The sequence below is a fragment of the Oleiharenicola lentus genome (genome assembly GCF_004118375.1).
Lineage (GTDB): Bacteria > Verrucomicrobiota > Verrucomicrobiia > Opitutales > Opitutaceae > Lacunisphaera > Lacunisphaera lenta.
Genome location: NZ_SDHX01000001.1, coordinates 374737 through 398949 on the forward strand (window position 1 = coordinate 374737; position 24213 = coordinate 398949).

Consider the following 24213-nt stretch of genomic DNA (forward strand, 5'->3'; position numbering starts at 1 on the left):
ATTGCTGCTCCCCGCCCCATGATCCGTCTGCCCCTCTTTTTGTTCCTCGGCGTGCTCGCCGGGGCCGCCCCCATTGATCGCGAAGCGCTCGTGCGCCGGCACAACCCCGTCGTCCGCAGCGTGGACTACGACTCGCCGCTCACCGTCGGCAACGGTGGCTTCGCCTTCACGGCCGACATCACCGGCCTCCAGACCTTCGCCTACGACTACCACCGCCACGGCGTGCCCACCGAGACGCAGGCCCGCTGGGCCTGGGTCAGCGACGAGAATCCGGAGAACTACACGCTGCAGGACGCCAACAAGGACTTCACGCTCCCTGACGGCCGCGTGCTGGGTTTCCCCACGCGTTCGTCCGTCCCCGCCGGTGACTGGCTGCGCAAGAACCCGCGCGCCTTCCCCGTCGGCCAGCTCCAGCTCGTGTGGAACAAGCCCGACGGCTCCGCCTTCACCCCCGCCGACATCCAGGAACCTGAACAGACCCTCGACCTCTGGACCGGCATCCTCACCAGCAAGTTCAAGCTCGGCGGCGTGCCGGTGACGGTGGTGACGGCGTGTGCTCCACCTCACGACAGAGGGGTTCGCGTAGACCGTGTGGCAGTGAAAATCGACTCACCCTTGATTGAGAGAGGAGAATTGAGCCTGCTACTGACTTTCCCTCGGGGTCATGACATCAACACCAAGAATACGCCGGCTCTGGATTGGGCGCACCCAGAGGGGCATGTCTCGCGATTAAAGCACGGAGAGAACAGCAATACAGTGGAGCGTTCGGTGGGTGGACTCGAATACGTGGTATCGGTGTCCCATAAAAACAAGCTCAAGCCTGTCGGGGCACACCGGTTTCAGGTAAAAGCGTTGGAAGCTAGCGGCCGTATAGAGACTACGTTTCAGTTCTATCAAGGCTCAGAACGGATGGTTGCGCCCACCGCAGATGTGCTCGAGGCCAGCGCCGCCCACTGGCAGAAGTTCTGGCGCACCACCGCCGCCGTCGATTTCTCCGGCAGCACCAACCCGCTGGCGGAGAAGTTCGAGAAGCGCATCGTCCTCTCGCGCTACCTGACCGCCGTGCAGTCCGTGGGTGACGTGCCGCCGCAGGAGAGCGGGCTCACCTGCAACACCTGGTATGGCAAGCACCACACCGAGATGATCTGGTGGCACACGGCGCAGTTCGCGCTCTGGGGCCACGACGCCGCGCTGGCGAAGAACCTCGACTGGTTCATCCGCCAACTCCCCGCGGCCCGCGCGCTCGCGGCGAGCCGCGGCCTGAAGGGCGCGCGTTGGGCCAAGATGACCGGGCCCGAGATGCGCGAGAGCCCGGGCGGAAACCCGCTTATCATCTGGAACCAGCCGCACCCGATCTACCTCGCCGAGCTGCTCTACCGCAACTCGCCCACGCCGGTGACGCTCGCGCACTACCGCGACCTCGTCTTCGAGACCGCCGACTGCCTCGCGACGATGGCGCATTGGAACGAGGCCAAAAAACAATACGACCTCGGCCCGCCGCTCTGGATCGCGCAGGAAATTTACGACCAGGCCACGAGCCAGAACCCCTCCTTCGAGCTGGCCTACTGGCGCTGGACGCTCGGCCTCGCCCAGCAGTGGCGTGAACGCCTCGGCCTGCCGCGCGATGAGAAATGGGACCACGTCATCGCGCACCTCGCCCCGATTCCCGAAAAGGACGGCAAATATGTCGCCCTCGGCTCGCATCCCGACACCTGGGACAACATCGACAGCCGTCACGATCACCCGACGATGCTCGCCCCGATCGGCCTTTTGCCGCCGCAGGCGCCCTACACGGACCGCCCGACGATGGAGCGCACGCTCGATGCCGTGCTCGCGCATTGGGACTGGGCGGCGAAGATCTGGGGTTGGGATTACCCGATGATCGCCATGACCGCCGCGCGTCTCGGCCGGCCCGAGACCGCCGTGGAGATCCTGCTCCGCGATGGCCCCAACAACATCTACCTGCCCAACGGCCACGCCCCGGTGCGCAGCGACACGAAGGTTGACCCCGGCGCCCCGGCCGGCGCCCGCAAACGCGAGATCGCGGTCTATCTGCCCGCCAACGGTTCTTTCCTCGCCGCCGCCGCCCTCATGATCGCCGGCTGGGACGGCAACACCGAGGAGTTCCCCGGCATTCCGAAGGACGGGACATGGAAGGTGCGTGCGGAAGGATTGAAGCGGCTGCCGTGAGGGAAGGGAGTTCGTGAAAACTGAAAATCGGGGATCTAAAAACTAGAATTTTGTGGAGGGCCCAGCTCCAGCTGGGACCTTGTTGCTCCAGGTAGCCATCTCTTCACAAAACGCGGCTGGAAACCGCGGACGACTTGGTTTTTAGTAGGGGGGTGAAAGCTTGGATGGCAGTCTGTGTGTTCCTGCTTGCGGCAACCGGCGGCCTCGCCGAGGCCTTCACCATCTTCAAGCTGCCCAACGGCGGGCGCCTAGAGTTGTTTCCCGTCGGGCGCTGGGCCCTCTCGAGCGAGGACGTGGGCGAGCTCAAAATCGTCCTCATGCCCGACAGTCCCAAGATCAACGCCCGCGCCATCTACAGCGTGGCGACCGAAGGCTCCGACGACTTTCCCACGGACGCAAAACTCCAGGAGCAGATGTATCGCGTCGCCGAGCGCATTTTGTCCTCGGGCGACTTCGTGGAACGCAAGCCGGTGATCAAGCCGTTTTATCCGCCCAAAGGTTTCGGCTACTACGCCGTGATGACGGACCGCAAAATGGTCGGCCTGCCGCCCAAATCCGGTGAATACAAATTTTTCATGCTCGGGATGATTCGTCTGGCGCCATCGGTTTACCTGAAGGTCCAGATCATGGCCGACCACGAGGAGGGCGAGCCCTACCAGCAGCTCCTCGGCATGGCCGAGGGCGCGGTCTATACGCCGCCGCGGTAAGGGAGAGCGGTAGCCGCGCTGGAGCAAAGCCCCTCGATAGGCGCGGGGCCTTGAGCTTGTCGAAACGGCGACAGCGTGGCCGGGAACACGGCCGTGCCTGACAAAGGCCACGCTTTCGCCCCGCGGGCGTGGGGCTCAAACACGGCTACTTACCGGCCTTCCGCGCCTCGGCGCGCTTGGTCATCTCGTCCACGACCACGGCGGTCGTGACGTCGCAGCCGACGTTCGTGGCGGTGCGGCACATGTCGAGGATGCGATCCGTGCCCAGGATGATGCCGATGCCCTCGGGCGGGATGCCAAAGGTGATGAGCAGCCCCGCGATCAGCGGCAGCGAGCCGCCGGGAATGCCCGCGACGGCCACCGCGCTGAGCACGGAGAGCAACAGCAGCGTGACCTGCTGGCCGAGCGTGAGGTCGATGCCGAACACCTGCGCGACAAAGAGCACCACGCAGCCCTCGTAGAGGGCCGTGCCGCTCATGTTCATCGTGGTGCCGAGCGGCAGCACAAAGCCCGCCGTGCTGGGCGAGAGCTTCAGCTTCTCCGTGGCGTTCTGCAGCGCCGTGGGGAGCGTGGCGTTGCTGGAGCTGGTCGAGAAGGCCGTCACGATCACATCCTTGATCGCGGCGAAGTAGGCGCGCGGGCTCCACTGGGTCCAGAGCTTGAGCCAGAGCGACATCGTGCCGAAGAGGTGGATCGCCATCACGGCCGCGCAGCCGAGCAGGAACCAGATCAGCGCCCAGATGATGTCGAGGCCGGACTTCACCAGCACGCTGTAGATGAGGCAGGGCACGGCGTAGGGCGCGAGCCGCAGGGCCAGGTGCACGATGCCGGTCATCAGCTCGGTCACCAGCTCCAGAGCGTCGAGCAGGCGGCGGCGCTTGGCGTCGGGAAAGGACATGCCGATCACGCCGACGAGAATCGCAAAGAGGATCAGCGGCAGCACGTCGCCGATGCGGGCCGTGCTCGAGCCGACGACGGCGGCGAGGAGGTTGGCGGGCATGAACATCTCGACAATCACCGTCAGCGAGAGCCCGCTCTGGCCGGCCTGCGTGGCCACGTGTTTCTGGGCGGCGCCGCCGAACTCGGCCATCAGCCGGGCCTTGGTCTCGGCGTCGATGTGTCCGCCCGGCTGCAGCGTGTTCATCATGATCAGTCCGAGCGCCACGCCGATGGCCATGTTGAGGAAGAACAGGAAGAACGTGCGCCCGGCGAGCGGGCCGAGCTTGTCGGGCCGGCCGAGCTGGACGACGCCGGTGGCCAGCGAGGCGAACACCAGCGGCACGATCACGAAGAACAGCAGCCGCAGGAATACGCGGCCAAAAGGATCGAGCAGCACGGTCGAGATCCCGCGCATGGCCTCAAGCAGGTTGGCCGAGGACTTGACGCCGACATGCACCAGCAACTCCTGCAAACCCGCCGGCAGCGGGAGCTTCGGTCCGGCGAGCAGGGTGACGACCCCGAGGACCACGCCGACCGCCAGTCCGCGCAGGATGCGGTTGGCGAGCTGGTCGGAGGCGGGGGCGGCCATGGGGCGGAGCTTGGGACGGCGTCAGGCGTTGCGCAACAGGAACTTGGACAAAATTAATTTCCCGCTGGTTAGGCGGGGTCCGTCCGGTAGTCTGACCGGCCCTCGTACCATGCAGACCATTTTCGGCATCACCCTCGAACTCCTGATCATCTTCGGGCTGGTGTTGGCCAACGGTTTTTTCGTGGCCGCCGAGTTCGCGCTGGTGAAGGTCCGGGCCAGCCAGTTGCGGCCGCTGGCCAAGAAGGGCAAGGCCGGCTGGCGGCTCAACATGGCGCTGAAGGCCACCCAGCACCTCGATGCCGCCCTGTCGGCCACCCAGCTGGGCATCACGCTGTCGAGCCTTGGCCTCGGCTGGGTAGGCGAGCCGTTCCTCGCGCACCGGTTGGAGCCGTTGCTGGCCAATTTCGGCATCACCGACCCCAAGGCCGTGTCGTCCATCGCGTTCGCCGTGGCCTTCGGCATCATCACCTTCCTGCACATCGTGTTTGGCGAACTGGCGCCCAAGTCCCTCGCCATCCAGCGCCCCAAGGGCGTGTCGCTGTGGACCGCGGGTCCGCTGATGTTCTTCTATTACCTGTTCCTGCCGTTCATTTATGTCCTGAACGGCACGGCCAACCGCTTCCTCCGCTGGGCCGGCCTCGGGCCCGCGACGGAGGGCGAGCACGCCTTCAGCGCCGAGGAGCTCGAATACGTCTTCAGCCACGCCCGGCACACGCACCCCGGCGACGCCGCCATCAACAAGCTCATGGTCCAGTCCCTGCGCGCCCGGCAGACCCAGGCGCAGCAGATCATGCGCCCGCGCGACCAGGTCACCGCGCTCTGGCTCGACAAGCCCCTCGCCGAGAACCTCCGCACCGCGCAGATCAGCGGCCACAGCCGTTTCCCCGTGTGCGACGGCTCGCTCGACAACGTCAAGGGCCTGCTGCTGATCCGCGAGTGGCTCTGGCAGATCAGCCTGCTCGGGCCCGATGCCACCTTCGAGCCGCTGATTCGGCCGGTGATCAAGTTCGAGCTCACGACCCCGCTGCACACGATGATCGAGAAGTTCCGCCTCTCGCGCAGCCATCTCGCCGTGGTGCTCGACGCGGAGCAGAAACTCGCCGGCATCATCACCTTTGAGGACGTGCTGGAGGAGATCGTGGGCGACATCCGCGACGAATTCGACATCGAGAGCGGCCCGATCTACGAGCGCACCGAACACGCCATCGTCGTGGCCGGATCGCTCACGATGCGCGAGCTGCAGGCTGAGACCGGCTGGCCGCTGGAATGGTCGCCGCGCGACACCGTTGCCACCTGGGCCCAGAAACTCTCCGGCGGGACCCTGCCGAAGCGCGGCGACCAGTTTGCCTCCGGCGAATACCGCCTCGCCATGCTCGAGTGCAGCGCCGAACGCGTCCGCCGCGTCCGCGTGACCCGCGTGAGCGCCGAAGGCTCGACCCCGCCGATGTGAGGTTGGGCCGCCGCCCCGCCGGCCTGTAGCCGCGCCTGGGCCCGCCTACGCGGGCGAAAGCGTGACCTTCCGCGCGCGCCAAGTCGCCCGGCCACGTTGTCACTTCGTTCCAACGCAGCTACGTCCTACTGGGCTTGCGCCTACGGGCGGCTTGATTCTTCGCTGCGCTCAGAATGACACGCTTCGGGGAGAGATATCCGTTCCTGTCATCCAGCGCAGTGAAGGATCGAGTCGGACCAGGACGGAGCCGTGCCCTCCCGGCTTGCCGATCCCCACAAAATCGCGAACCTGCTCCCACGATGAACCCCGACCGCCGCACCTTCCTCGCCACCGCCGCCACCCTCGGAGCCGCCGCTGCGGCCAGCGCTGCCACCGGTGGTTCAGCCCACACGCCGCCCAAGCTCGTCCATCACGTGTTCTTTTGGCTGAAGAATCCGGACTCCAAGGAAGACCTCGCCAAGCTCCTCGCCGGCATCCGCGGCCTCGCCGCCATCGAGACCGTGCGCGGTATCCACGTCGGCGTTCCGGCCAGCACGGAGAAGCGTCCCGTCGTGGACAACAGCTTCAGTGCGTCGGAGATCTTGTATTTCGACGACGTCGCCGGCCAGGACGCCTACCAAGTCCACCCGCTGCACCAGAAGTTCGTATCCGAATGCTCCCACCTCTGGAGCAAGGTCATCGTTTACGATGCGATGGCGGTGTGATTTGCACAGATAGGTCTCGCCGAGGGAGGGCGACCCCGAGGCAATTTGTCGCAGTTTGGCTACAGTCGGCGGCGACTGTGCCGATGGGAGGACACCCCCTCCATGAGCTTGGGACGCGACACCATCATTTCACTCGGCAGCAAGCTGCCGCCGGCCCTCGGTATTTTCGGGCGTCTCCGTACGCTGCTGGACGACGCTGACTGCGATCTCGACGATATCGTCGAGCTGCTGCACGTGGACCCGGCCCTGACCTTCCAGATCATCAAGCTCAGCAACAGCGCCCTCTATGGCTTGAAGAGCCGGTGTCACTCGCTCGACGAGGCGGTGGCGCGCGTGGGTTTTGGCGAAATTCACCAACTGGTCGGCCTGATCGTGTCGCGCCAGGTGTTTCAGGGTGACCTGACCCACTACGGCATCCCGGCGGGGCGTCTCTGGGAAAACGCGGTGGCGGTCGGTGCCCTGGGGTCGTCTTTCGCATCCCGCGCCGGCGGCAACAGCGCGGGCGTTTATTCGGCCGGCCTGCTGCGCAATCTGGGCAAGATCATCTTCAACAACCACGCCGCTGCCGCCCGCTACCCCGGCGAAGAAGCCCAGCCCGATGTGTTCGCGTGGGAAAAATCTTTGCACGGCCTGAGTTCACCCGAGGCCACGGCCATGCTGCTCGACCACTGGCGCTTCCCCTTGGATATTTCCGGGGCGGTCTGCACGCACACGCATCCGGCCGATGCCGGCGAGTTCACGGCCGGGGCGTCCACCCTGCATCTGGCATGCAGCTTCGCGGCCGAGTGGGGCTGCGCCCTGCCGGGCGAAGGCGCCGGGTTGTGGAAGCGCGACGATGCGCTGCTGGCCCTCGTCGGGCTTGATTCGGAGTTGCTCGAGGGCGCCGTTGCCGACGCCCGGCAGCAGTTTGGCCGGTTTGCGATGATCGAGTGGTCTCAGGCGGCCTGAGCGCCAACCCGGCAAACGCGGATCCCGGAGCAAGGTCCACCCCGAGCGGACGGTCAGGCTAGTGTTGGCCGATAACGGGAGTTGTCAGGCGGCCGGGCATCCGCATGGTGTCGGGCTTCATGGCCACCCCGAACCCCCACGACGACCGGGTGCACAGCGAGGAATTCCTGCATACGCTGATGCGCCGCCAACTGAAGCTCTCCATCGCCTGCGCCGCCGCCTTTCTGGTGGTGCTGCTCGGCCTGCCGTTGGCCAACTACTTTGCGCCGGACCTGATGGCGACGCGGGTTTTCGGCTTCACGCTTACTTGGCTGATCCTCGGCGTGCTGTTTTTCCCGGCCGTCTGGGCCATCTCTTGGATCTTCATCCGCCGGTCCATCTGGCTGGAGGAGGATGAAGTGCGGCAAGTGAAATCCGAAACGGAGGCGCGCTGACCATGACTTCCCTGCTGCCTCTCGCCTTCATGGAGGGCGTCGATCCCTGGATCTTTGGTTTCTCCTTCATCACCGTGGTCGTGACCGTCTGGATGGGCTTCCGCTCCGCCAAGACCTCGAAGACCGCCAGCGACTTCTTTGTGGCCGGCCGCTCGGTGTCGGTCGGGTGGAACGCCTCCGCCATCTCCGGCGAATACCTTTCGGCCGCCTCGTTCATGGGCGTGGCCGGCATGGTGATGTCGAGCGGTTACGACGCGCTCTGGTATCCCGTGTGTTATGCCTGCGGTTACCTCTTCCTGCTGCTGTTCATCGCAGGCCCGTTGCGCCGGTTCGGCGCCTACACGATTCCTGACTTCGCCGAGGGCCGCTTTGACTCGCCGCTGTTCCGCAAGATCGCCGTCTGCTTCGTGCTGTTCATCGGTTTCTTCTACACGATGCCGCAGATGAAGGGCGCGGGCACGACGCTCGCCTACATCTTTCCGGGCATGCCCTACTGGGGCGGTGTGGTGCTGGTCGGCGCGGTGATCACGCTCAACGTCGCCCTCGGCGGCATGAAAGGCATCACGCTCGTGCAGGCCTTCCAGTATTGGATCAAGATGTTCGCGATCTGTGTGCCGATCTTCGTGGTGATGTCGGTTTACGGCTTCTACAACGCCCACCTCGGCGTCAACGACGGTCGCCCGGTCGCAGCCGGCGAACCCGCCGCCCTGGTGCAGACGGTCGAGCGCAAGCCGCTCAGCGAAAAGGCCCCGGCCGACACGCCGTGGATCTCGCCCTTCGGACCGCTGACGACGAAGGCCGCCAAGGCGGCCGGTCTCTCCGAGGAACAGGCCAAACCCTATTCGCTGCTCTACACCTACTCGCTGATCATCGCGCTGGTCTGCGGCACGGCCGGCCTGCCGCACATCCTCGTGCGGTTCTACACCAACCCCGACGGCGTCGCGGCCAAGAAGACGACGATGTGGGTGATGATTCTGATCGGCGTCTTCTACGTGTTTCCGCCGGTGTTCGGTGTCATTGGACGAAACTTGATGCCCGAACTCTATGCCGCGACCGGGGCCAAGGGCACCGACAAGGTCGTGCTCGAGCTGCCGCGCGTGGTCGGCGGCGTGTGGGGCAGCATCCTGAGCGGCATCACCTGCGCGGGTGCGTTTGCGGCGTTCATGAGCACGTTCTCCGGCCTGCTGGTCTCGATGACGGGCGCGTTGGCGCACGACGTTTATGGGCGCATCCTCCGGCCGAATTCCACGCCGCAGGAACGCATGTTCATGTTCAAGGTCTCGGCCGTGATCATCGGTGCGGTGGCCATCGGGCTCGGCTCACAGGTCGAGCAGCTCCAGATCAACTTCATGGTCGGCCAGGCCTTCGCCATCGCGGCGGCGAGTTACTTCCCATTGCTCTTCATGAGCGTGTGGTGGCGCGGCATGACGATGACCGGCGCGGCCACGGGCATGCTGGGCGGCGGCCTCGCGGCGCTGGCCTGCACGACCATCATCAACCTGAGCGACCTCAAGCTGGTCAATCTGGCGGACTTCTGGAAAGCCAACCCGCTGCTGCGCATCCTCTGCGAGCAACCGGCCATCTGGACCGTGCCGTTGGCCATCACGCTCATGATCGTGGTTTCCAAGCTCACGGCCGCCAAGGTGCCGGGCGACATCCGCATGAAGATGCTGGTGTTGCACGCGCCCGAGAAGCTCGGCCTGAAACAGGAATACATCCAGGAGCATCAGGCCGGCATGGGTCATTGAAGCGGGGCCGGTTTCCAACCGGCCATCTTGCCTCATCATGGCATCTCAAGAATCAGTCCGCCTGCCGCCGCCGCGCTCTCTCGGCGGCGTGTTGCGGCAGATCGGACCAGGCCTGATCATCAGCGCGGTGATCGTTGGGTCGGGCGAACTGATCGTCACGCCCAAGCTCGGAGCGGAAGAGGGGTTCAAGCTCCTGTGGTTCATCATTCTCGGCTGCCTGTTGAAGGTTTTCGTGCAGATCGAACTGGGTCGTCATGCCGTGCTGCGCGGACAGACGACGCTGGTCGGTCTGAACACGCTGCCCGGACCGCGGGCGGTGGTGTCGTGGGTGCTCTGGCTGTGGCTGGCGATGTATCTGTCGCTGGTGTTTCAGGTCGCCGGCATGGTGGGCGGGGTGGCGCGGGTGTTTTCCCTCGGCGGGCTGACGCTGCCGGTCAACGCGCTGGCGGTGATCATCGGCGGCTGCACGGCCGGGTTGCTCGTGATCGGTCGTTACCAGCTGGTCGAAAAGCTATCCACGGTGTTCGTGGCCCTGTTCACGGTGGCGACGCTCGTGGCGGTGGCCATGCTGCAGCGGACGGATTATGCGGTGACCGGTGCGCAGCTGGTGGAGGGCTTTGCCTTTGGGTTGCCGGACAAATTGGTGACGGCGTTCGCGGCCTTTGGCATCATCGGCGTGGGAGCGTCGGAGCTGATCTATTATCCGTATTGGTGCCTCGAGAAAGGCTATGCGAAGCACATCGGGCCCGATGACGGCACGCCGGCTTGGCGGGAAAACGCGCGCGGCTGGCTGAAGATCATGCGGGTGGACGCTTGGGTGTCGTTCACGCTCTACACGACCTCGACGCTCGCCTTCTACCTCCTCGGAGCGGCGATCCTGCACGCGAAACAGGTGAAGGTGGATAATTCCAGGATGATCGAGACGCTTTCGCTGATGTATCGCGAAGTGTTTGGCGAGTGGAGCTTCTGGATGTTTCTCGTCGGCGCGTTCGCCGTGCTCTATTCGACGATCTTCGGTGCGACCGCCTCGAATGCGCGTCTCGCGGTGGATGCGCTCGATCTCTTCAAGGTGAAGCACTACCGCGATCCCGCCGAGCGGGCCCGCTGGTTGAAATATGCCTGCGTGGCGCTGCCGGTGGCGTTCACGACGGTCTTCATTCTCGTCGGCGCGCCCGTGAGCCTGGTGTTTGTTGGAGCGGTCGGGCAGGGGCTGATGCTGCCGTTCTTGGCGGGCGCGGCGATCTACTACCACTACACGAACCCGCACCGCGATCTGCGGGCGGGCGGGTTGTCGGTGACCTGCCTGATCGTCGCGTCACTGCTGATGACGGCGCTGGGCGCTTATCAGGTCATCAGCGCGTTGCGCGGATAAGCCAGGGGTCAGGTTTCTTCCGGCGGCGTGAAGCCGCGGCGCATCACGTTTTCGACGATCACGCGCGGGAACAGGAAGTTCTGCAGGTATTCCTTGCCGCCGGCCTTCGTGCCGCCGCCGGACATCTTGAATCCTCCGAAGGGATGACGCTCCACAATGGCTCCGGTGATGGCACGGTTGAGGTAGAGGTTGCCCACGAGCAGCTCCTGCTGCGCGCGCTCGAGGGCACGCGGACTGCGGGAGAACAGGCCGCCGGTCAGCGCGTAGTCGGTGCCGTTCACAAGCGCGAAGGCCTCGTCGAGGTCCTTGGCGCGCAGGATGGCGACGACCGGGCCAAAGATCTCCTCGCGGGCGATGGTGTGCGACGGCTTCACGTGGGTGAAAACCGTCGGAGGGACGAAGAAACCCTCGGCCGGTGCGGTGCCTTGAAAGGCGAGTTGGGCCTCCTTCCTGCCCTGTTCGATGAGACCGAGAATCTTCTGCTGCGCGTCGGGGTCGATGACCGGGCCGACGACGGTGCCGGGCAGCGCGGGATTGCCGACGGGGATGGCCGGGCAGGCGGAGAGGAAGCGCTCAACAAAGGCGTCGTAAACCTCGTCGAGCACGATGAGACGGGAGAGCGCGGAGCATTTTTGTCCGCTGAAGCCGAAGGCGCTGTAGAGCGCGGCCGGGATGGCTTCGTCGAGGTCGGCGTCGTTGTCGATGATCAGCGCGTTCTTGCCGCCCATCTCGCAGACCACCTTCTTGAGGTTGGCCTGACCGGACTTGGTGCGGCCGGCGGCTTCCCAAATTGCGCAGCCGACGGCGCGTGAGCCGGTGAAGGCGATAAAGTCCACGTCCTTGTGCCCGGTGAGATGCGCACCGATGTCCTCACCGTAGCCCGGGAGGAAGTTAACGACACCGGCAGGAAGCCCGGCCTCGATGAGAATGTCCATGAGCGTCGCGCCGATGACGGAGGTCTGTTCGGCGGGTTTCATGATGATGCAGTTGCCGGCGACCAGCGGGGCGACCACGAGGCCGGTGAGGATCGCGAGCGGGAAGTTCCAGGGCGCGATGGCCACGCCGACGCCGCGGGGTGTCCAAGTCTGCACGCAGCGCTCGCCGGGCACGGCTTGAGTGACGGCCGGTTTCGCGAGCCTGCGCATCTCTACCGCGTAGAAGCGGCAGAAATCGATGGCCTCGGAGGTGTCGCCGTCGGCTTCGATCCAGGGTTTGCCGGCTTCAAGGATGAGGAGCGCATTCAGCTCGAGGCGGCGCGATTCCATCAGGTCGGCGGCGCGCTCGAGCAGCTTGGCGCGTTCCTCGACGGGCGTGGCGCGCCACTTGGGGAAGGCGGCTCGCGCGGAGGCGACCGCAGCATCAGCATCGGCGACGGTCGCGCGGGCCCAATGGCCGATGATCTGCGAAGGCTTGGCCGGGTTGACGGAGGCGACGTAGTCGCGGTCGGCGATCTTCTTGCCGGCGATGATGAGCGGCCATTTCCGGCCAAGCTGCCCGGACACGGTGGTGAGTGCGGACTTTTGTTTTTCGCGGTTGGCGGCCTGAGAGAAGTCCGTGTTGGCGGCGTTCACGAAGGAGCCGGGCGCGGGCGCCTTGCGCGAGAGCGGGCTCGGTGCGGCGGCGATCTGGGTGACGGGGTTGGCGAGCAGGGCGTCCTTGGTGGCCTCGCCCATGTTCTTGAGGCGGAGGAAGCCCTCGTTGGACGTGTTTTCCAGCAGACGGCGCACGAGGTAGGCCATGCCGGGCAGCAGCTCGCCGATGGCGCAGTATTCGCGGACGCGGTGCCCCATCTGCAGGAGCGAGAGCTTCAGCTCGTCGGCCATGCCGTAAAGGGCTTGGAACTCGTAGGCACGTGGATCGATCCCGAGGCGCTCGGCCTGGGCGATGGCGTGGGCGCAGGAGCGGACGTTGTGCGAAGCGAAGTTCGGGGTGACGAGGTCGATGTTCTCGAGGAGGAAGAGCGTGAGCTTCTCGTAGTTGGCGTCGGACTCGGGCTTCTTTTGCCAGACCGGAATGGGCCAGTCGCGCTGCTGGGCGACGATGGTCTCGTAGTCCCAGTAGGCACCCTTCACGAGGCGGATGCTGAGCGGGCGGTTGTGCTGGCGGGCCCAGGCGACGAGGTCGCGCAGGTCGCGCTCACAGTCGCGCAGGTAGGCCTGCATCGCGATGCCGATGGCTGGTTGCGAGCGGAACTCGGGTTCCTCGAAGATGGATTTGAAGAGCGCGAGCGTGAGGTCCTTCAGCTTGTAGCTCTCCATGTCGAAGTTCACCAGCGCACCGACCTCGGCCGCGCGACGGAGGATCGGACGAAAACGTTCCTTGAGCGCCACGATGGAGTTTTCCGGGTCGGCCGGGTGGACGTCGGGCGTGAGGGCCGAGATTTTGACGGAGAGGTTGAGGCGCGGGAGCGGGCCCTTGGGACCGAGGTCGCTGAACGCGGGCGCAGTTTCCTTGGCGAAGAACTTTGACACCGAGTCGAGCACCTCGAGGTTGCGCTGGAGAAAGATGTCGGCCTCGGCGTCGCTCACGACGGTCTCGCCGAGCAGGTCAATGGTGGTGGCGAGTCCGAGCTTGGTGTTGCGGCGAAGTTGCTTGATGAGGTCGTCGCCGGATTCGCCGGCGACAAACTGGTTGGCCATGTCCACGATTTGCGCCTTCACCGGCGTCGCGACGAGAGCCGGGGCGAAGGACGAGGCAGCGAGGCCGGCCTTGAGCGCGGGGTTCAGCTCGACGGCCTTGTCGCCGAGGTATTCCTGCAGGTGGCGGACAATATCGCCGGAAGACTTTAGCGTCGGCAGCACGTCCACGAAGCGGAAGAGCTGGGTCTTGAAAGCCGGGTCTTTCATGGACCACTCCATCAGGCGGGCGTAGGCGCCTTTCTTGGAGAACAGGGCCGGGGGCGGCTGCTGATCCATGAGGGCAAAGAGGCGCTCGCCCTTGGCTTTGATGGCGGCTTCGAGGGTGGGGTCGGGGGTCAGGAAGGCGGACATGGGGATTTTTTGCCGCGAGTTTCCCGACGTGTCATAAATAGGCAAGGGCCGGCGGGCCATGGACTACGGCAGCATCGCGCCTAATCGGCGTGTTTAGGCCGACGTGGTTCAAACTCGGCGTGGCGAACGGGGTTATGAGTTATCGGCTTGGCTGGACGTTATTTGCGTGGCAGAAGGTTTCTGCAACTTGGTCGCGCGACGGCGTGTTCTGAACGTGAATGACGATCCCACAGTGCAAGACTCTACCCAGGGAGTGATCCCGCCCGACTTCACCACGTTCATGCGCAACTACCAAGACATGGTCTATTCTACGGCCGTGCGGCTCATTGGCAACGAGACGCAAGCCGAGGATATTGCGCAGGAAGTGTTCATCAAAGCCCACGAGCACTTCGACAACCTGCGCACCAGTCCGACGGCGGGCGGGTGGTTGAAGACCGTGGCGACCAACCTCTCGATCAACCACATCCAGCGCTACAAGAAGCGCTGGAGCTTCTTCTCCGATCTCGTCCACAAGAGCGACGAGGGCGAGGAGCGGGAGGTCGAGTTCGCCGCGCCCGACACGTTTTTCAGTGGCGTGGACAGCAGCGAACGTCGCGAGTGGGTCGAGCGCGCCCTGGAGAAACTGCCCGACCACCAGCGCATCCCGCTGGTGCTTTATCACTTTGAGGACCTGCCCTACGAGGACATCGCCAAAAAAACCGGCGTGTCGCTCAGCAAGGTGAAGACCGACATTCTGCGCGGCCGCGAAGCTCTCGCCAAGATTTTGGTGCGGAGCGGCGCCAGCCACGAAAAATTTGAAACCGGAGGCGTGTCATGAACCAAAAAATGACCCCTGAAGAACTGGAAAAATTCATCCACCGCGAGCTGCGGGCGCTCCCGCCGCGCAAGGCCCCGGCGGGCTTCGAAGCCCGCATGCAGGCTGCGCTGGCCAGCCGCACCACGCAGTCCGCCGCCGCGCCCGTGCGGCTCGAACAACTGGTCCACCGCGAGCTGCGGGCGCTCCCGATGCGCAAAGCCCCCGCCGGCTTCGAGGCCCGGGTGCTCGCCGAGATCGAGCGCCGCGCCGCCGTCGCCTGGTATCACAAGAGCTGGAGCTACTGGCCCGCACCGGTCCGGGCCGCGTTCCTCGCCGTCGGCACCGGGTTTGCCGCCGCGGCCGTCGCCACCTTCTACCTGCTCAGCCAGGGTGCCGCCGCCGAGACCGTGATGCAGGAAGTGGCCACGGGCTTCGGTTGGATCAGCCGGATCACCGGAGTCGTTTCCTGGACCTACCACTTCGGCCGTCAACTCGTCGCCGACCTTCCGCCACTCTGGCTTTACGGCGGACTGGCCTTCATTGCGGCCATGTATGCCACCTTCGTCGGCCTGGGGGCCGCCGCCTACCGCTACCTTTATCGCAACAACTGAGTTCCCTTTCATGAAACCTTTCAGTCATTCCAAGTATTTTCTGTTCCTGCTGCTCGGCCTCGGGCTGATGCTCGGGAGCACCCTCCGCGCGCAAGAAGCGCCGCCGGTTCCTCCGGCACCCGCCGAAGCCGATAAGCCCGCGGCTCCGCCGGCGCCCGCGGTCGTGACCGATGAAGCCAAGGACGTCGCCGCTCCCGCCGTGGTGATTGAGGAAAAGGAGCCGGAGATGCGCGAGCTAACCGGCACCGAGGCCCCTCCCGCTGAAACTGCAGAAAAGGCGGAGACTGCGGACCAGCCAAGTGCGGGCGACGAAAAGCCGGAGCAGAATAACCATCGGCGCAACAGCGAACGCGTCAGTTTTGGCAGCAACAGCACCCTGACGGAAGGCGAGAGCGCGGCGGCGGTTATCTCCATCTTCGGTTCATCAACCAGCGCCGGCGAGGTGCAGGGTGAAGTGGTTTCGATTCTGGGCGGCAGTCGCGTGGAAGGTGGCACCGTCGGCGGAGAGGTGGTTTCAGTTCTCGGCAACACCTACATCAATGGCGAGGTGCGCGGCGAAGTCGTGACGGTGTTGGGCAATGTTGAGCTTGGCCCCAAAGCCATCGTGCACGGTGAAGTCGTGTGTATCGGCGGGCAATTCAAGCGCGCCGAGACGGCGGTGCTGAAAGGCAACATCCAGAACATCGCGATTGCCGGTCGGAACTTTGATTTCACGGCGCTGACCACCTGGTTCCACGAATGCCTGCTCTATGGCCGGCCGCTGGCGTTCCATCGGGATCTCTGGATCTTCTGGTGCGTGGCGCTGGGATTGTTGGGTTTCTATGCGCTGATCGCCCTGATCGCGCCGACGGGGGTCAACAAGTGCGTCGAGACACTGGAGCAGCGCCCGGGCTCGTCACTGCTGGCCGCGTTGCTGACCCTGCTGCTCACGCCGGTCGCCTATATCCTGCTCTCGCTCACGCTGGCCATCGTCGTCGGGTTTCTGCTCATCCCGGTCCTCTCCCTCGGGCTCTTCTGCGCCTCGTTGTTCGGCAAGATCGTGATGCTGGCCTGGCTCGGTAAGCGCTTCACCCGCCTCTTGGGCGACGGGCCGCTGGCGCACCCGGTTTTCGGGGTCCTTATCGGTGGCCTGCTGGTGCTGGGGCTCTACACGGTGCCGGTCGCCGGATTCATCATCTACAAGCTGCTCGGCATCCTCGGTCTGGGCGTGGTGGTTTACACCATCATCCTTCAGATCAAGGCCAGCCGTCCGCCCAAACCGGTGAAGCCGGTCGCCGCTGCGGTTCCGGCAGCGCCCATGGCAACCGCGCCCGCGGCCCCGATGGCTGTCGTCGCCTCCGGTGCCGTCAGTGAGTCGGTCGGAGTGCCGCCGACCTCCGCCGAGGCTGCCCCGCCGCCGGTGACTCCGCAGATGGGCGCGGTTTTGCCCGTGATCTCCGCGGTCACTTTGCCCCGGGCCGGATTCTGGATCCGCGTGGCCGCCTCGTTTCTGGACTGTATCCTCCTTGGCATCGTGACCGCCATGTCTTCGTCACTGCTTCATGGTTGGCTCACTCCGGGCGGCAGTCTGCCGTTCTGGTTCGCGGTTTATTGCGTGGTCATGTGGGTCACCAAGGGCACCACCATCGGCGGCATCATCTGCGGCCTGAAAGTGGTGCGAGTGGACGATCGCCCGCTAGACTGGGGCGTGGGCGTCGTGCGGGCGCTGGGCGGATTCCTGTCGCTGGCCGTGGCCGGGCTGGGCTTCATCTGGGTGGCGTTCGACGACGAAAAGCAGAGCTGGCACGACAAGATTGCCGGCACGACCATCGTCAAAGTGCCGAAGGGCACGGCGCTGCTGTAAAACCAGGGATTTCAGGCCATGGCGCGAGGCGGGGTTTCAGCCCCGCCTTTTCGTTTGCCGAGTCCGGCTTTTCTCCCCTACAGCCTTGTAGCCTATGGCGAAAGCACTGGTCGGAATCATCATGGGCAGCTCCTCGGATTGGGAGACGATGCAGCATGCCGCGGCAACGTTGGATGCCCTGGGAGTTCCGTATGAGAAGCGCGTGGTGAGTGCGCACCGCACTCCGAAGCTTATGGTGACTTACGCGGAGTCGGCCGAGAAGCGCGGCCTCAAGCTGATCATCGCCGGGGCCGGTGGTGCCGCCCACTTGCCGGGCATGACGGCCTCACTGACCACGCTGCCCGTGCTGGGCGTGCCGGTGGAATCGAAGGCGCTGAAGGGGCTCGATTCATTGCTTTCCATCGCGCAGATGCCGGGCGGCGTGCCGGTGGCGACCTTTGCCGTTGGCAAACCCGGGGCGATCAACGCCGCGCTGTTCGCGGCCTCACTGCTGGCCCAAAGCGACGGGCGCACGCAGCGCGCGTGGAGGAAGTTTCGCGCCGACCAGACCAAGAAAGTTCTGAAAACCAAGTTGCCGTGAGCGAGGCGCAGGTGATTCCCGCAGGCAAAACCATCGGCGTGCTTGGTGGCGGCCAGCTTGGCCGGATGTTGGCCCAAGCGGCCAAACGGATGGGTTACCGCCTGCACGTGTTCGAGCCGCAGGCGAGGTGCCCGGCCGGAGCCGTTGCGGACATGGAGGTCAACGCGGCCTACGAGGACATCGCGGTGCTGTCGGCTTTCGCCCGCGAGTGCGATGTCCTCACCTACGAATTTGAGAATGTGCCGTCGGCACCGCTGCGGGCCATCGAAAGCCTGACCAAGCTTTGTCCGCATTGGAATGTGCTGGAAACCGCACAAAACCGTTCGCGCGAAAAGAATTGGCTGAAGCGGAACGGATTTCCCCACGCGCGGTTCGCGGAGGTTGCGGCCAACGGTGACCTGCTGGCCGGCATCCGCGAGGCCGGGGTGCCCTGTGTGGTGAAAACGGCGGATTTTGGCTACGACGGGAAAGGCCAGCTCAAGGTGATGACCGAGGCGGATGTGCCGGCGGCTTTGCAGCGTTTTGCCGGCCAGCCGGTGGTGATCGAGCAGTTCGTCAATTTCACCTGCGAGGTGTCGGCGGTCGTGGCGCGCTCGGCCGCGGGGGAGATGGAGGTTTTTCCCGTGGCGGAGAACATCCACACCAATCACATCCTGGATTTCTCAATCGTGCCGGCGCGCGTGCCGGCTGCGGTGGCGTCGCGAGCCGAAGCCATGGCCCAGGAAATAGCCGAACGCATCGGGCTCGTAGGCGTGATGGGGGTGGAGCTTTTCGTCGGTCACGGCGGCGAGGTGCTGGTCAATGAGCTGGCGCCGCGCACACACAACAGCGGACACTACACGATGGACGCCTGCAACGTGTCCCAGTTCGAGCAGCAGGTGCGCGCGATCTGCGGCCTGCCGCTCGTGAAGCCGGCGCTGAGGTCACCGGTCGTGATGGTCAACATCCTGGGTGATGCCTGGGCCAAGGGTGAACCCGACTGGGCCGCCTTGCGGGCGCGTCCGGACACGCATCTGCATCTTTACGGCAAAGCCGAGGCTCGTCCCGGGCGGAAGATGGGGCACTTTAACGTGCTGGCGGGAGACGTAGAGTCCGCTTTGGCCCGGGCCCGGGTGGCCAAGGCCGAGCTGTATCGCTAAACTGCGAGTTCGCTTTGCGCCAACGGCTCATGTGTCCGAAGCGGGCACAAAAAAACTCCCGCCCTTGCGGGCGGGAGTTGAAGGTCAGACGGGATGACTGGTCGACTTAGTAGTCGTAGCCAAACGACAGACGGAAGTAACGCGGACGCTGCCAAGCGTTGGGCAGACCGTAGGTCGGTTCCAGACCGCCAGCGGAGGTCTCATAGGTCTCGACCGTCTCAAGAACCGTGCGGCTGTTGAGAACGTTGAAGACATCAAGACCCATGGTCACGCGATCCTTGCCCCACTTCGGCTTGTAGAGGAAGGACAGGTTGGCGTTGAACTGCCAGTCGGAGGTGCCGGCGGCGCCGCGGTAGCCCATGAAGTAGTCGGGACCGTAGGCCGAACCCACCACGCGGTCCGGATAGTTGCCGAACTTGTTCTTCGGGCGACCGGAGGCCAGCAGCAGGTTGGCGCCGATGGTCCACTCGGAGTTCAGCTTGTAGGAGCCGAAAGCCTTGAACTGATGGCGGCGATCATTGGCCAGATATCCATCGCTGTTGAGAGTCAGGTCAGGCGTGTCGAACAGGATGGTGATACCGGCGTCGTCCTGACCGTTGTCGGACAGAACCCAGCCCTCGTAGTTACCGAAGGACTGCGACCAGGTGTAGGAGAGCTGGGCGTTCCACTTACCGTTCCAGACCTTTTCGAGGGCCACTTCCACGGCGTAGTATTTACGCTTGGCGGAGGGATAGCCGAGCATGTCCCTGGTGAGAACAGCCTCTTCGTTGGCGCTGATGTCGCCATCCTCGTTGAAGTCCCAGAAGGTGCGAATATCGCGACCGGGGTTGCCAAGCACGTAGTGATTGTTGCCCGCAGCGCTGTAGCCACCGAAACCGTTGGTCTGCGCCCAGTAGGTCAGGGCATGGTCAACGATCATGTCGTCAATGGCCGTGCCGTTGATCTGACGGGTGGTGAAGGCGACCTTGAGTGTGAGGTCCTTGTTGAGCGTGTGCTGGATACCGGCGATCCACTCGTCCTGATACATCGGCTTGATGTCGAGGTCGACGATGGTGCGGGTGTCGGGAATCTGGCCGCTTGAGAAGACGGTGGTCGAACCGAGCTTGGCGCCGAGGGTCGGCAGGTTGTTGTTTACCGCCGTGAGGGCATACCACTCTTGGGTGAAGAACTCACCGCCGGCCAGACGGACGTTGGTGTTCGACGCGATCGGGAGGTGATAGCGGCCGAAGTTGGCGAAGATCTTGGTCTTCTTGTCACCCGTCAGATCGTAAGCCGCGGCGATGCGGGGGGCCTTCTGGCCGGTGACCTTGATGAACTGGTCGCCGGCGCCGTTGAGGTTCTCGAAGGACTCATTGCGGAGACCGAGGCGCAGGTTCAGGCGCTCGTTCATCAGGGTCCAGTTGTCTTCAACATACCACGCGTCGGACTTAACCTGGAAGCTGCCCGAGTTGCTGTATTTGCGCACGCGAACGGCACCGACGTTGGGGGTCGGGACCGTCACACCATTGATGAGGCCGCTGCCGGGTATCGCATAATAGCGGTAGTAGACGCCACCCGAATACTGAGCGAGGGAGGTGGAGACGTTTTCTTCGATGTCGTAACCGGCACGAAGACGATGGGCGCCGAACAGGTTGAACGAATATTCAAGGTCAAGGCGCTTGGCTTCACGGGTGTCAATGGCGGCATCCTCGTAGAGAATGTCAGGATTACCCTGAACATAGAGGAGACTGCCGGAGCGACCGTCGTAAACCGCGGGAATCAGGTCATCGCCGCTGACCGCCGTGCGGTTCTGGGTGCTCTCGCCCCACATGGCCGAAACCGTGAGGTTCTCGAAGAAGGTGCCGGTGTAACGGGCGATTTTGGTGTCACCACCGAAGTAGGTGAAGCTTTCGCTCAGATTGGTGCCGGTGATGGTCTTGTTGGCGAAGTTGTAATCAACTTCCTTGCCCAACTCGGTCTCTTCATCCGAGAACATCGTGAACTCGAAGTGGTGGTTATCCAGGGGGTAGAAGTCCAGTTTTACGCCCCAGAACGGATCATCGGAGGTGATGGTCGAGTGGCGGCCGCCAGAGCTGACCACATCTTCACGCTTGAAGTCGCGAATTTGATAGAGGCCGTAAAAGAAGAGCTTGTTGCGCAGCATGGGCAGAACCGGACCGCTGGCGTAAACGTTAGCGGTCAGATCCTGGCGGTAGTCGGCGCTGTTGTAGATATAAGGGGTGGCAGTGTTGCCATTCTGATAGACGTCCGGGCTGTTCTCGCGGCCAGCGTCAGCCTCGAAGTAGACGTTGAAGCCGGCGTGATATTCGTTGGAACCGCTCTTCGTGGTGGAGCTGATGACGCCACCGGTCGAGCGACCGAATTCGGCCGAGTAACCGCCGGTCTTGACTTCGAATTGGTTGTAGAACTCGAAGGGCACAGTAGCACCACCCAAACCGTTACGGAAATTGGTGATGTTCATGCCATTGACGTAATACGCATTTTCGGCGACCGAAGCGCCACCGAAGGAGGCGAGGTTGCCGAAAGCGGAGTCGCCAAGCGTGGTGCCAGGGGCGAGCAGGGCCACCGCGGTCGTGCTACGGGCGACCGGGAGGAGGTCGATCTGCTTCTCGTTGAAGATCGTCACCGCTTCGGCGCTGCCGAAGTCGATGGGATTCACGGTAGAACCACCGACCGTGAACTTCTCGAGTTCAAGAACTTCGCTGCCCGATCCGACCAAGGTGTTAGAACCAATCGAAACGGAAACTTCCTTGGTCACGGGTTGACCATCTTGGGTGAACGTAACCTTATAGTTACCCGGGGGAAGCGAGCCGATACGGAAGTTGCCATCAGCTGCCGCCGTGACAGTGCGGGTGAAGCCGGTGTCTGCGCTCTCCGCAGTAATCGTGCTGCCGGCCGAGACTTTGCCGTAGAGGGCACCAGCAGTGCTTTGTGCGTAAACCGTGTTGCTGGTCACCGAGTAGGTGAGCGCAAGCACGGTCGCCATTGTAAAAGCACCCGCCATGTGGCGAATGCGCGTGAGTGCGCTAGGCACTCCGTTATTCCTAACGGAACGAGCGTTCATAGTTAGTAGTAGTGTGTTGTGTTAGGACAGAACGCCGCTTTTCAGCGGCCGCTCTGTTGTGTGTTCGGTTAAGAACAAACACGGCTGTGTCATACATTCAACCTGAAATTTTAGCGTTTCGTCGCATATTTACCGCCGGCCGACACCGGCCAAAACACTACTCTTTAGACTCTCGGCAGCTCCCAAACCGATGTTTTCTCGTCTTTTGCCACCAGCACGGGAAAACCCTGAGCTGGCGCGCGCCGACCCAAGCGCTTCCGTTTTGTGGCCGGCTGAAGGCGTTTTTGCATAGTGCCATTCGTCAGGGTTGCATGGCTAAACTGCACCTGGCCCACGCCCCCCATTCGTATTCTTAGGACGGCATCGCAGTTGGCAATCGGCACGGATAATTCGCGCCAGAGTTTGGTCTTGGCTCGGGCGGCATATGCACGGAACTCGATGGTATAACGGCCCATTAACTCTTCCCAAGAACCGTCGGCATTCCGTTGCTCGACAATCACTTTTTGGACAGCTGGGGCAAAATTGTGCACCCTCAGGTTCAGCTGCCAAGGGCCGCACATCAGGTTGGGTCCGTTAACTAGGTCACGTTGCCGAGCCAACTTCCGGAGCCACCCCATCCAGGCGGTCAGACGACTTTTGTCGGTCTCCACGACCATTTGATTTTGGCCACGGGTGGCGAGGCGGGTGCGACGCCCCATCGCGCGGGCGGCGTGCAGGCCTTTTCTGCAGTCTTGTGCAAAGGCCGCGCCGGCCAAGAGCATTTGGCTTAGTTTGAGATCAAAGGCTTTTACCTCACCCCGCTTGAGCAGTCGCCGCAATCCAAACACATCGCGGGCGGCCTGCCGCACAAAAGCATCTCGCTTGGCCAGATAGAGCCGGAACGTGAGACTCAAGGAAAGGGCCGTTGGCCAGTCATAAGCGACGGCTCTCATTCTTTCGAAGAACTTAACCTCGGCGAAATAGGGCTTGAGTGATTCCTCTCCCGCGAAGGCATCCCAGCGATCGTTGATCTGCCAACGGGCGTAGCCGGCGAAGGCATGGGCATCAGCGGCCAGCAGGGCGCGGGCTTGTGGCCGGGCCTGTTTCGAGCCGAGGGCTCGTTCCAGCCCCCGAGCGAGCATCGTGGTCGCATCATCGTGGTCGGCTTCAAGCCAAAGGGTGGCGGCGGCGGCGTCCACGACGGTGGTGGTCTCCAGCGCGAGCCGGTAGGGCTCCCAGGAGGTGATGAGCAGGCCGTCGGACTTCACTCGCTGGCAACGTTGCCACCACGAACGGATGTTGGCCAGACGGTCGCCGAAGACCGGCATCGGCTCGTAGCGGAAGGCGCCGTTCATCGGACAGCCGTAGTAACGGATGCCCTGTTTTTTCAGGGCGGGGTGCAGGTCGCGCTCGGCGAAATTGAAGAATTCCACGCGCGGCTTCCGTTTAAACGGGTAGTAATACCAGTCGTAGGCCGTGATGCCGGCCGGGAGCTGCGGAATCGCCTCCGGCACGAAGTAGAGCATGTCGGCCCAAATTCCCATTTGCAGGCCAAGACCGCCGACGAGCTTGTGCAGCCGGTTGACATGACCGGCAAAGTGCCCGCCGAGGCCAAGGCGCGCCACTTCCTCGCGACAGCGCGGGCACTGGCCGAGGTGGAACGACTCGTCGAGGCCGACATGGACCTTGCCCGCGGTGCAATACGGCGCCATGTCGCGCAGCAGTTTCTCGGCAACTCCCAGCGTGCGCGGGTGCAGCGGGCAGATCTGGCCGCTGGCGAGCGCGCCGCCGCGTTCGTCGCGCAGTTCGTTGAGGTCGCGCAGGCCGGGATGCTTGATGAGATACTGGGTGTGACCGAGCAGGTTGATGATCGGCACGACGCGGATGCCGCACTGGGCGGCGGTCAGCACCAGTTCGCCGAGCTCCTCATAGGTGTAGGCGTCATCGCGGCCGATGCCGGGCAGGGTGGGGTAGTGGACGGCGTCCTCCAAATGCAGGTAAAGCTCCTCGTAGCCCCAACGCGCGTAACGCGGGAGCAGTTTCTTGAGGAAATCGATACGCTCGACCTGCCGGGCGAGGTCCCACTGGAAAGCGCGGATCATCGGTTGGATTCAGGCCGGGCACTTCGCG

The 24213-nt window shown here is 63.9% G+C and carries 17 protein-coding genes; 13 read left to right on the plus strand and 4 right to left on the minus strand.

The annotated features are described in order from the left end of the window. Nucleotides 1–18 precede the first annotated feature (18 nt). Entirely contained in the window at nucleotides 19–2190 is a 2172-nt protein-coding gene (locus tag ESB00_RS19520) for a hypothetical protein (protein ID WP_164975976.1), read from the plus strand. 176 nt (nucleotides 2191–2366) lie between these two features. Further along, a complete protein-coding gene (locus ESB00_RS01550) occupies nucleotides 2367–2897 on the plus strand; it encodes a hypothetical protein (protein ID WP_218938657.1) in 531 nt (176 codons plus the stop codon). A gap of 145 nt (nucleotides 2898–3042) precedes the next feature. Here ESB00_RS01550 and ESB00_RS01555 read toward each other — a convergent pair whose 3' ends face one another. Beyond that, nucleotides 3043–4425: a dicarboxylate/amino acid:cation symporter gene (locus ESB00_RS01555; protein WP_129045973.1), complete on the minus strand. Its 1383-nt coding sequence runs from the start codon at nucleotides 4423–4425 to the stop codon at nucleotides 3043–3045. 109 nt (nucleotides 4426–4534) lie between these two features. Here ESB00_RS01555 and ESB00_RS01560 point away from each other — a divergent pair, with 109 nt between their 5' ends. The 6 genes from ESB00_RS01560 to ESB00_RS01585 all read left to right on the plus strand — a co-directional run bounded on the left by ESB00_RS01560 (nucleotide 4535) and on the right by ESB00_RS01585 (nucleotide 11081). Next, nucleotides 4535–5875 (plus strand): hemolysin family protein, encoded by a 1341-nt coding sequence (locus ESB00_RS01560; RefSeq protein WP_129045974.1) that lies wholly within the window; start codon nucleotides 4535–4537, stop codon nucleotides 5873–5875. A gap of 299 nt (nucleotides 5876–6174) precedes the next feature. Next, nucleotides 6175–6579, plus strand: a complete 405-nt coding sequence (locus ESB00_RS01565) for a Dabb family protein (RefSeq protein ID WP_129045975.1) — start codon at nucleotides 6175–6177, stop codon at nucleotides 6577–6579. A gap of 102 nt (nucleotides 6580–6681) precedes the next feature. Beyond that, the gene (locus tag ESB00_RS01570; RefSeq protein ID WP_129045976.1) at nucleotides 6682–7527 is read left to right on the plus strand and encodes an HDOD domain-containing protein; all 846 of its coding nucleotides are present in this window, start codon (nucleotides 6682–6684) and stop codon (nucleotides 7525–7527) included. 119 nt (nucleotides 7528–7646) lie between these two features. Beyond that, nucleotides 7647–7961 carry a DUF485 domain-containing protein gene (locus ESB00_RS01575; protein ID WP_164975977.1) on the plus strand — a complete coding sequence of 105 codons (315 nt, stop codon included), beginning with the start codon at nucleotides 7647–7649 and terminating at the stop codon, nucleotides 7959–7961. A 2-nt stretch (nucleotides 7962–7963) separates the two neighbouring features. Beyond that, on the plus strand, nucleotides 7964–9709 hold the full coding sequence (locus ESB00_RS01580; protein WP_129045978.1) for a solute symporter family protein: 1746 nt from the start codon (nucleotides 7964–7966) through the stop codon (nucleotides 9707–9709). A gap of 37 nt (nucleotides 9710–9746) precedes the next feature. Continuing rightward, nucleotides 9747–11081 (plus strand): Nramp family divalent metal transporter, encoded by a 1335-nt coding sequence (locus tag ESB00_RS01585; protein WP_129045979.1) that lies wholly within the window; start codon nucleotides 9747–9749, stop codon nucleotides 11079–11081. Between the two features lie 8 nt (nucleotides 11082–11089). Here ESB00_RS01585 and pruA read toward each other — a convergent pair whose 3' ends face one another. After that, nucleotides 11090–14071, minus strand: a complete 2982-nt coding sequence (gene pruA / locus ESB00_RS01590) for an L-glutamate gamma-semialdehyde dehydrogenase (protein WP_129045980.1) — start codon at nucleotides 14069–14071, stop codon at nucleotides 11090–11092. Between the two features lie 280 nt (nucleotides 14072–14351). Between pruA and ESB00_RS01595 the strand changes: the two genes are divergently transcribed. The 5 genes from ESB00_RS01595 to ESB00_RS01615 all read left to right on the plus strand — a co-directional run bounded on the left by ESB00_RS01595 (nucleotide 14352) and on the right by ESB00_RS01615 (nucleotide 19040). Further along, the gene (locus ESB00_RS01595) at nucleotides 14352–14888 is read left to right on the plus strand and encodes an RNA polymerase sigma factor (protein WP_129045981.1); all 537 of its coding nucleotides are present in this window, start codon (nucleotides 14352–14354) and stop codon (nucleotides 14886–14888) included. Nucleotides 14889–14896: 8 nt separating this feature from the next. After that, nucleotides 14897–15478: a hypothetical protein gene (locus ESB00_RS01600; RefSeq protein ID WP_129045982.1), complete on the plus strand. Its 582-nt coding sequence runs from the start codon at nucleotides 14897–14899 to the stop codon at nucleotides 15476–15478. Nucleotides 15479–15488: 10 nt separating this feature from the next. Then, nucleotides 15489–17321: an RDD family protein gene (locus tag ESB00_RS01605; RefSeq protein WP_164975978.1), complete on the plus strand. Its 1833-nt coding sequence runs from the start codon at nucleotides 15489–15491 to the stop codon at nucleotides 17319–17321. Between the two features lie 94 nt (nucleotides 17322–17415). Beyond that, nucleotides 17416–17901 (plus strand): 5-(carboxyamino)imidazole ribonucleotide mutase, encoded by a 486-nt coding sequence (purE, locus tag ESB00_RS01610; RefSeq protein WP_129045984.1) that lies wholly within the window; start codon nucleotides 17416–17418, stop codon nucleotides 17899–17901. Continuing rightward, the gene (locus tag ESB00_RS01615) at nucleotides 17898–19040 is read left to right on the plus strand and encodes a 5-(carboxyamino)imidazole ribonucleotide synthase (protein ID WP_218938658.1); all 1143 of its coding nucleotides are present in this window, start codon (nucleotides 17898–17900) and stop codon (nucleotides 19038–19040) included. The genes purE and ESB00_RS01615 overlap by 4 nt, the downstream gene beginning before the upstream one ends. A gap of 106 nt (nucleotides 19041–19146) precedes the next feature. Here ESB00_RS01615 and ESB00_RS01620 read toward each other — a convergent pair whose 3' ends face one another. Beyond that, nucleotides 19147–22026 carry a TonB-dependent receptor gene (locus ESB00_RS01620; protein ID WP_164975979.1) on the minus strand — a complete coding sequence of 960 codons (2880 nt, stop codon included), beginning with the start codon at nucleotides 22024–22026 and terminating at the stop codon, nucleotides 19147–19149. Nucleotides 22027–22268: 242 nt separating this feature from the next. Further along, nucleotides 22269–24185, minus strand: a complete 1917-nt coding sequence (locus ESB00_RS01625) for a family 20 glycosylhydrolase (protein ID WP_129045986.1) — start codon at nucleotides 24183–24185, stop codon at nucleotides 22269–22271. Nucleotides 24186–24213 lie beyond the last annotated feature (28 nt).

Coding starts and splice junctions, on each gene's coding strand:
- ESB00_RS01575 (WP_164975977.1), top strand. CDS start 7,647: ATGGCCACCCCGAACCCCCACGACGACCGGGTGCACAGCGAGGAATTC.
- ESB00_RS01620 (WP_164975979.1), bottom strand. CDS start 22,026: ATGGCGACCGTGCTTGCGCTCACCTACTCGGTGACCAGCAACACGGTT.
- ESB00_RS01600 (WP_129045982.1), top strand. CDS start 14,897: ATGACCCCTGAAGAACTGGAAAAATTCATCCACCGCGAGCTGCGGGCG.
- ESB00_RS01565 (WP_129045975.1), top strand. CDS start 6,175: ATGAACCCCGACCGCCGCACCTTCCTCGCCACCGCCGCCACCCTCGGA.
- pruA (WP_129045980.1), bottom strand. CDS start 14,071: ATGTCCGCCTTCCTGACCCCCGACCCCACCCTCGAAGCCGCCATCAAA.
- ESB00_RS01555 (WP_129045973.1), bottom strand. CDS start 4,425: ATGGCCGCCCCCGCCTCCGACCAGCTCGCCAACCGCATCCTGCGCGGA.
- ESB00_RS01605 (WP_164975978.1), top strand. CDS start 15,489: ATGAAACCTTTCAGTCATTCCAAGTATTTTCTGTTCCTGCTGCTCGGC.
- purE (WP_129045984.1), top strand. CDS start 17,416: ATGGCGAAAGCACTGGTCGGAATCATCATGGGCAGCTCCTCGGATTGG.
- ESB00_RS01625 (WP_129045986.1), bottom strand. CDS start 24,185: ATGATCCGCGCTTTCCAGTGGGACCTCGCCCGGCAGGTCGAGCGTATC.
- ESB00_RS19520 (WP_164975976.1), top strand. CDS start 19: ATGATCCGTCTGCCCCTCTTTTTGTTCCTCGGCGTGCTCGCCGGGGCC.
- ESB00_RS01585 (WP_129045979.1), top strand. CDS start 9,747: ATGGCATCTCAAGAATCAGTCCGCCTGCCGCCGCCGCGCTCTCTCGGC.
- ESB00_RS01595 (WP_129045981.1), top strand. CDS start 14,352: ATGCGCAACTACCAAGACATGGTCTATTCTACGGCCGTGCGGCTCATT.
- ESB00_RS01570 (WP_129045976.1), top strand. CDS start 6,682: ATGAGCTTGGGACGCGACACCATCATTTCACTCGGCAGCAAGCTGCCG.
- ESB00_RS01580 (WP_129045978.1), top strand. CDS start 7,964: ATGACTTCCCTGCTGCCTCTCGCCTTCATGGAGGGCGTCGATCCCTGG.
- ESB00_RS01560 (WP_129045974.1), top strand. CDS start 4,535: ATGCAGACCATTTTCGGCATCACCCTCGAACTCCTGATCATCTTCGGG.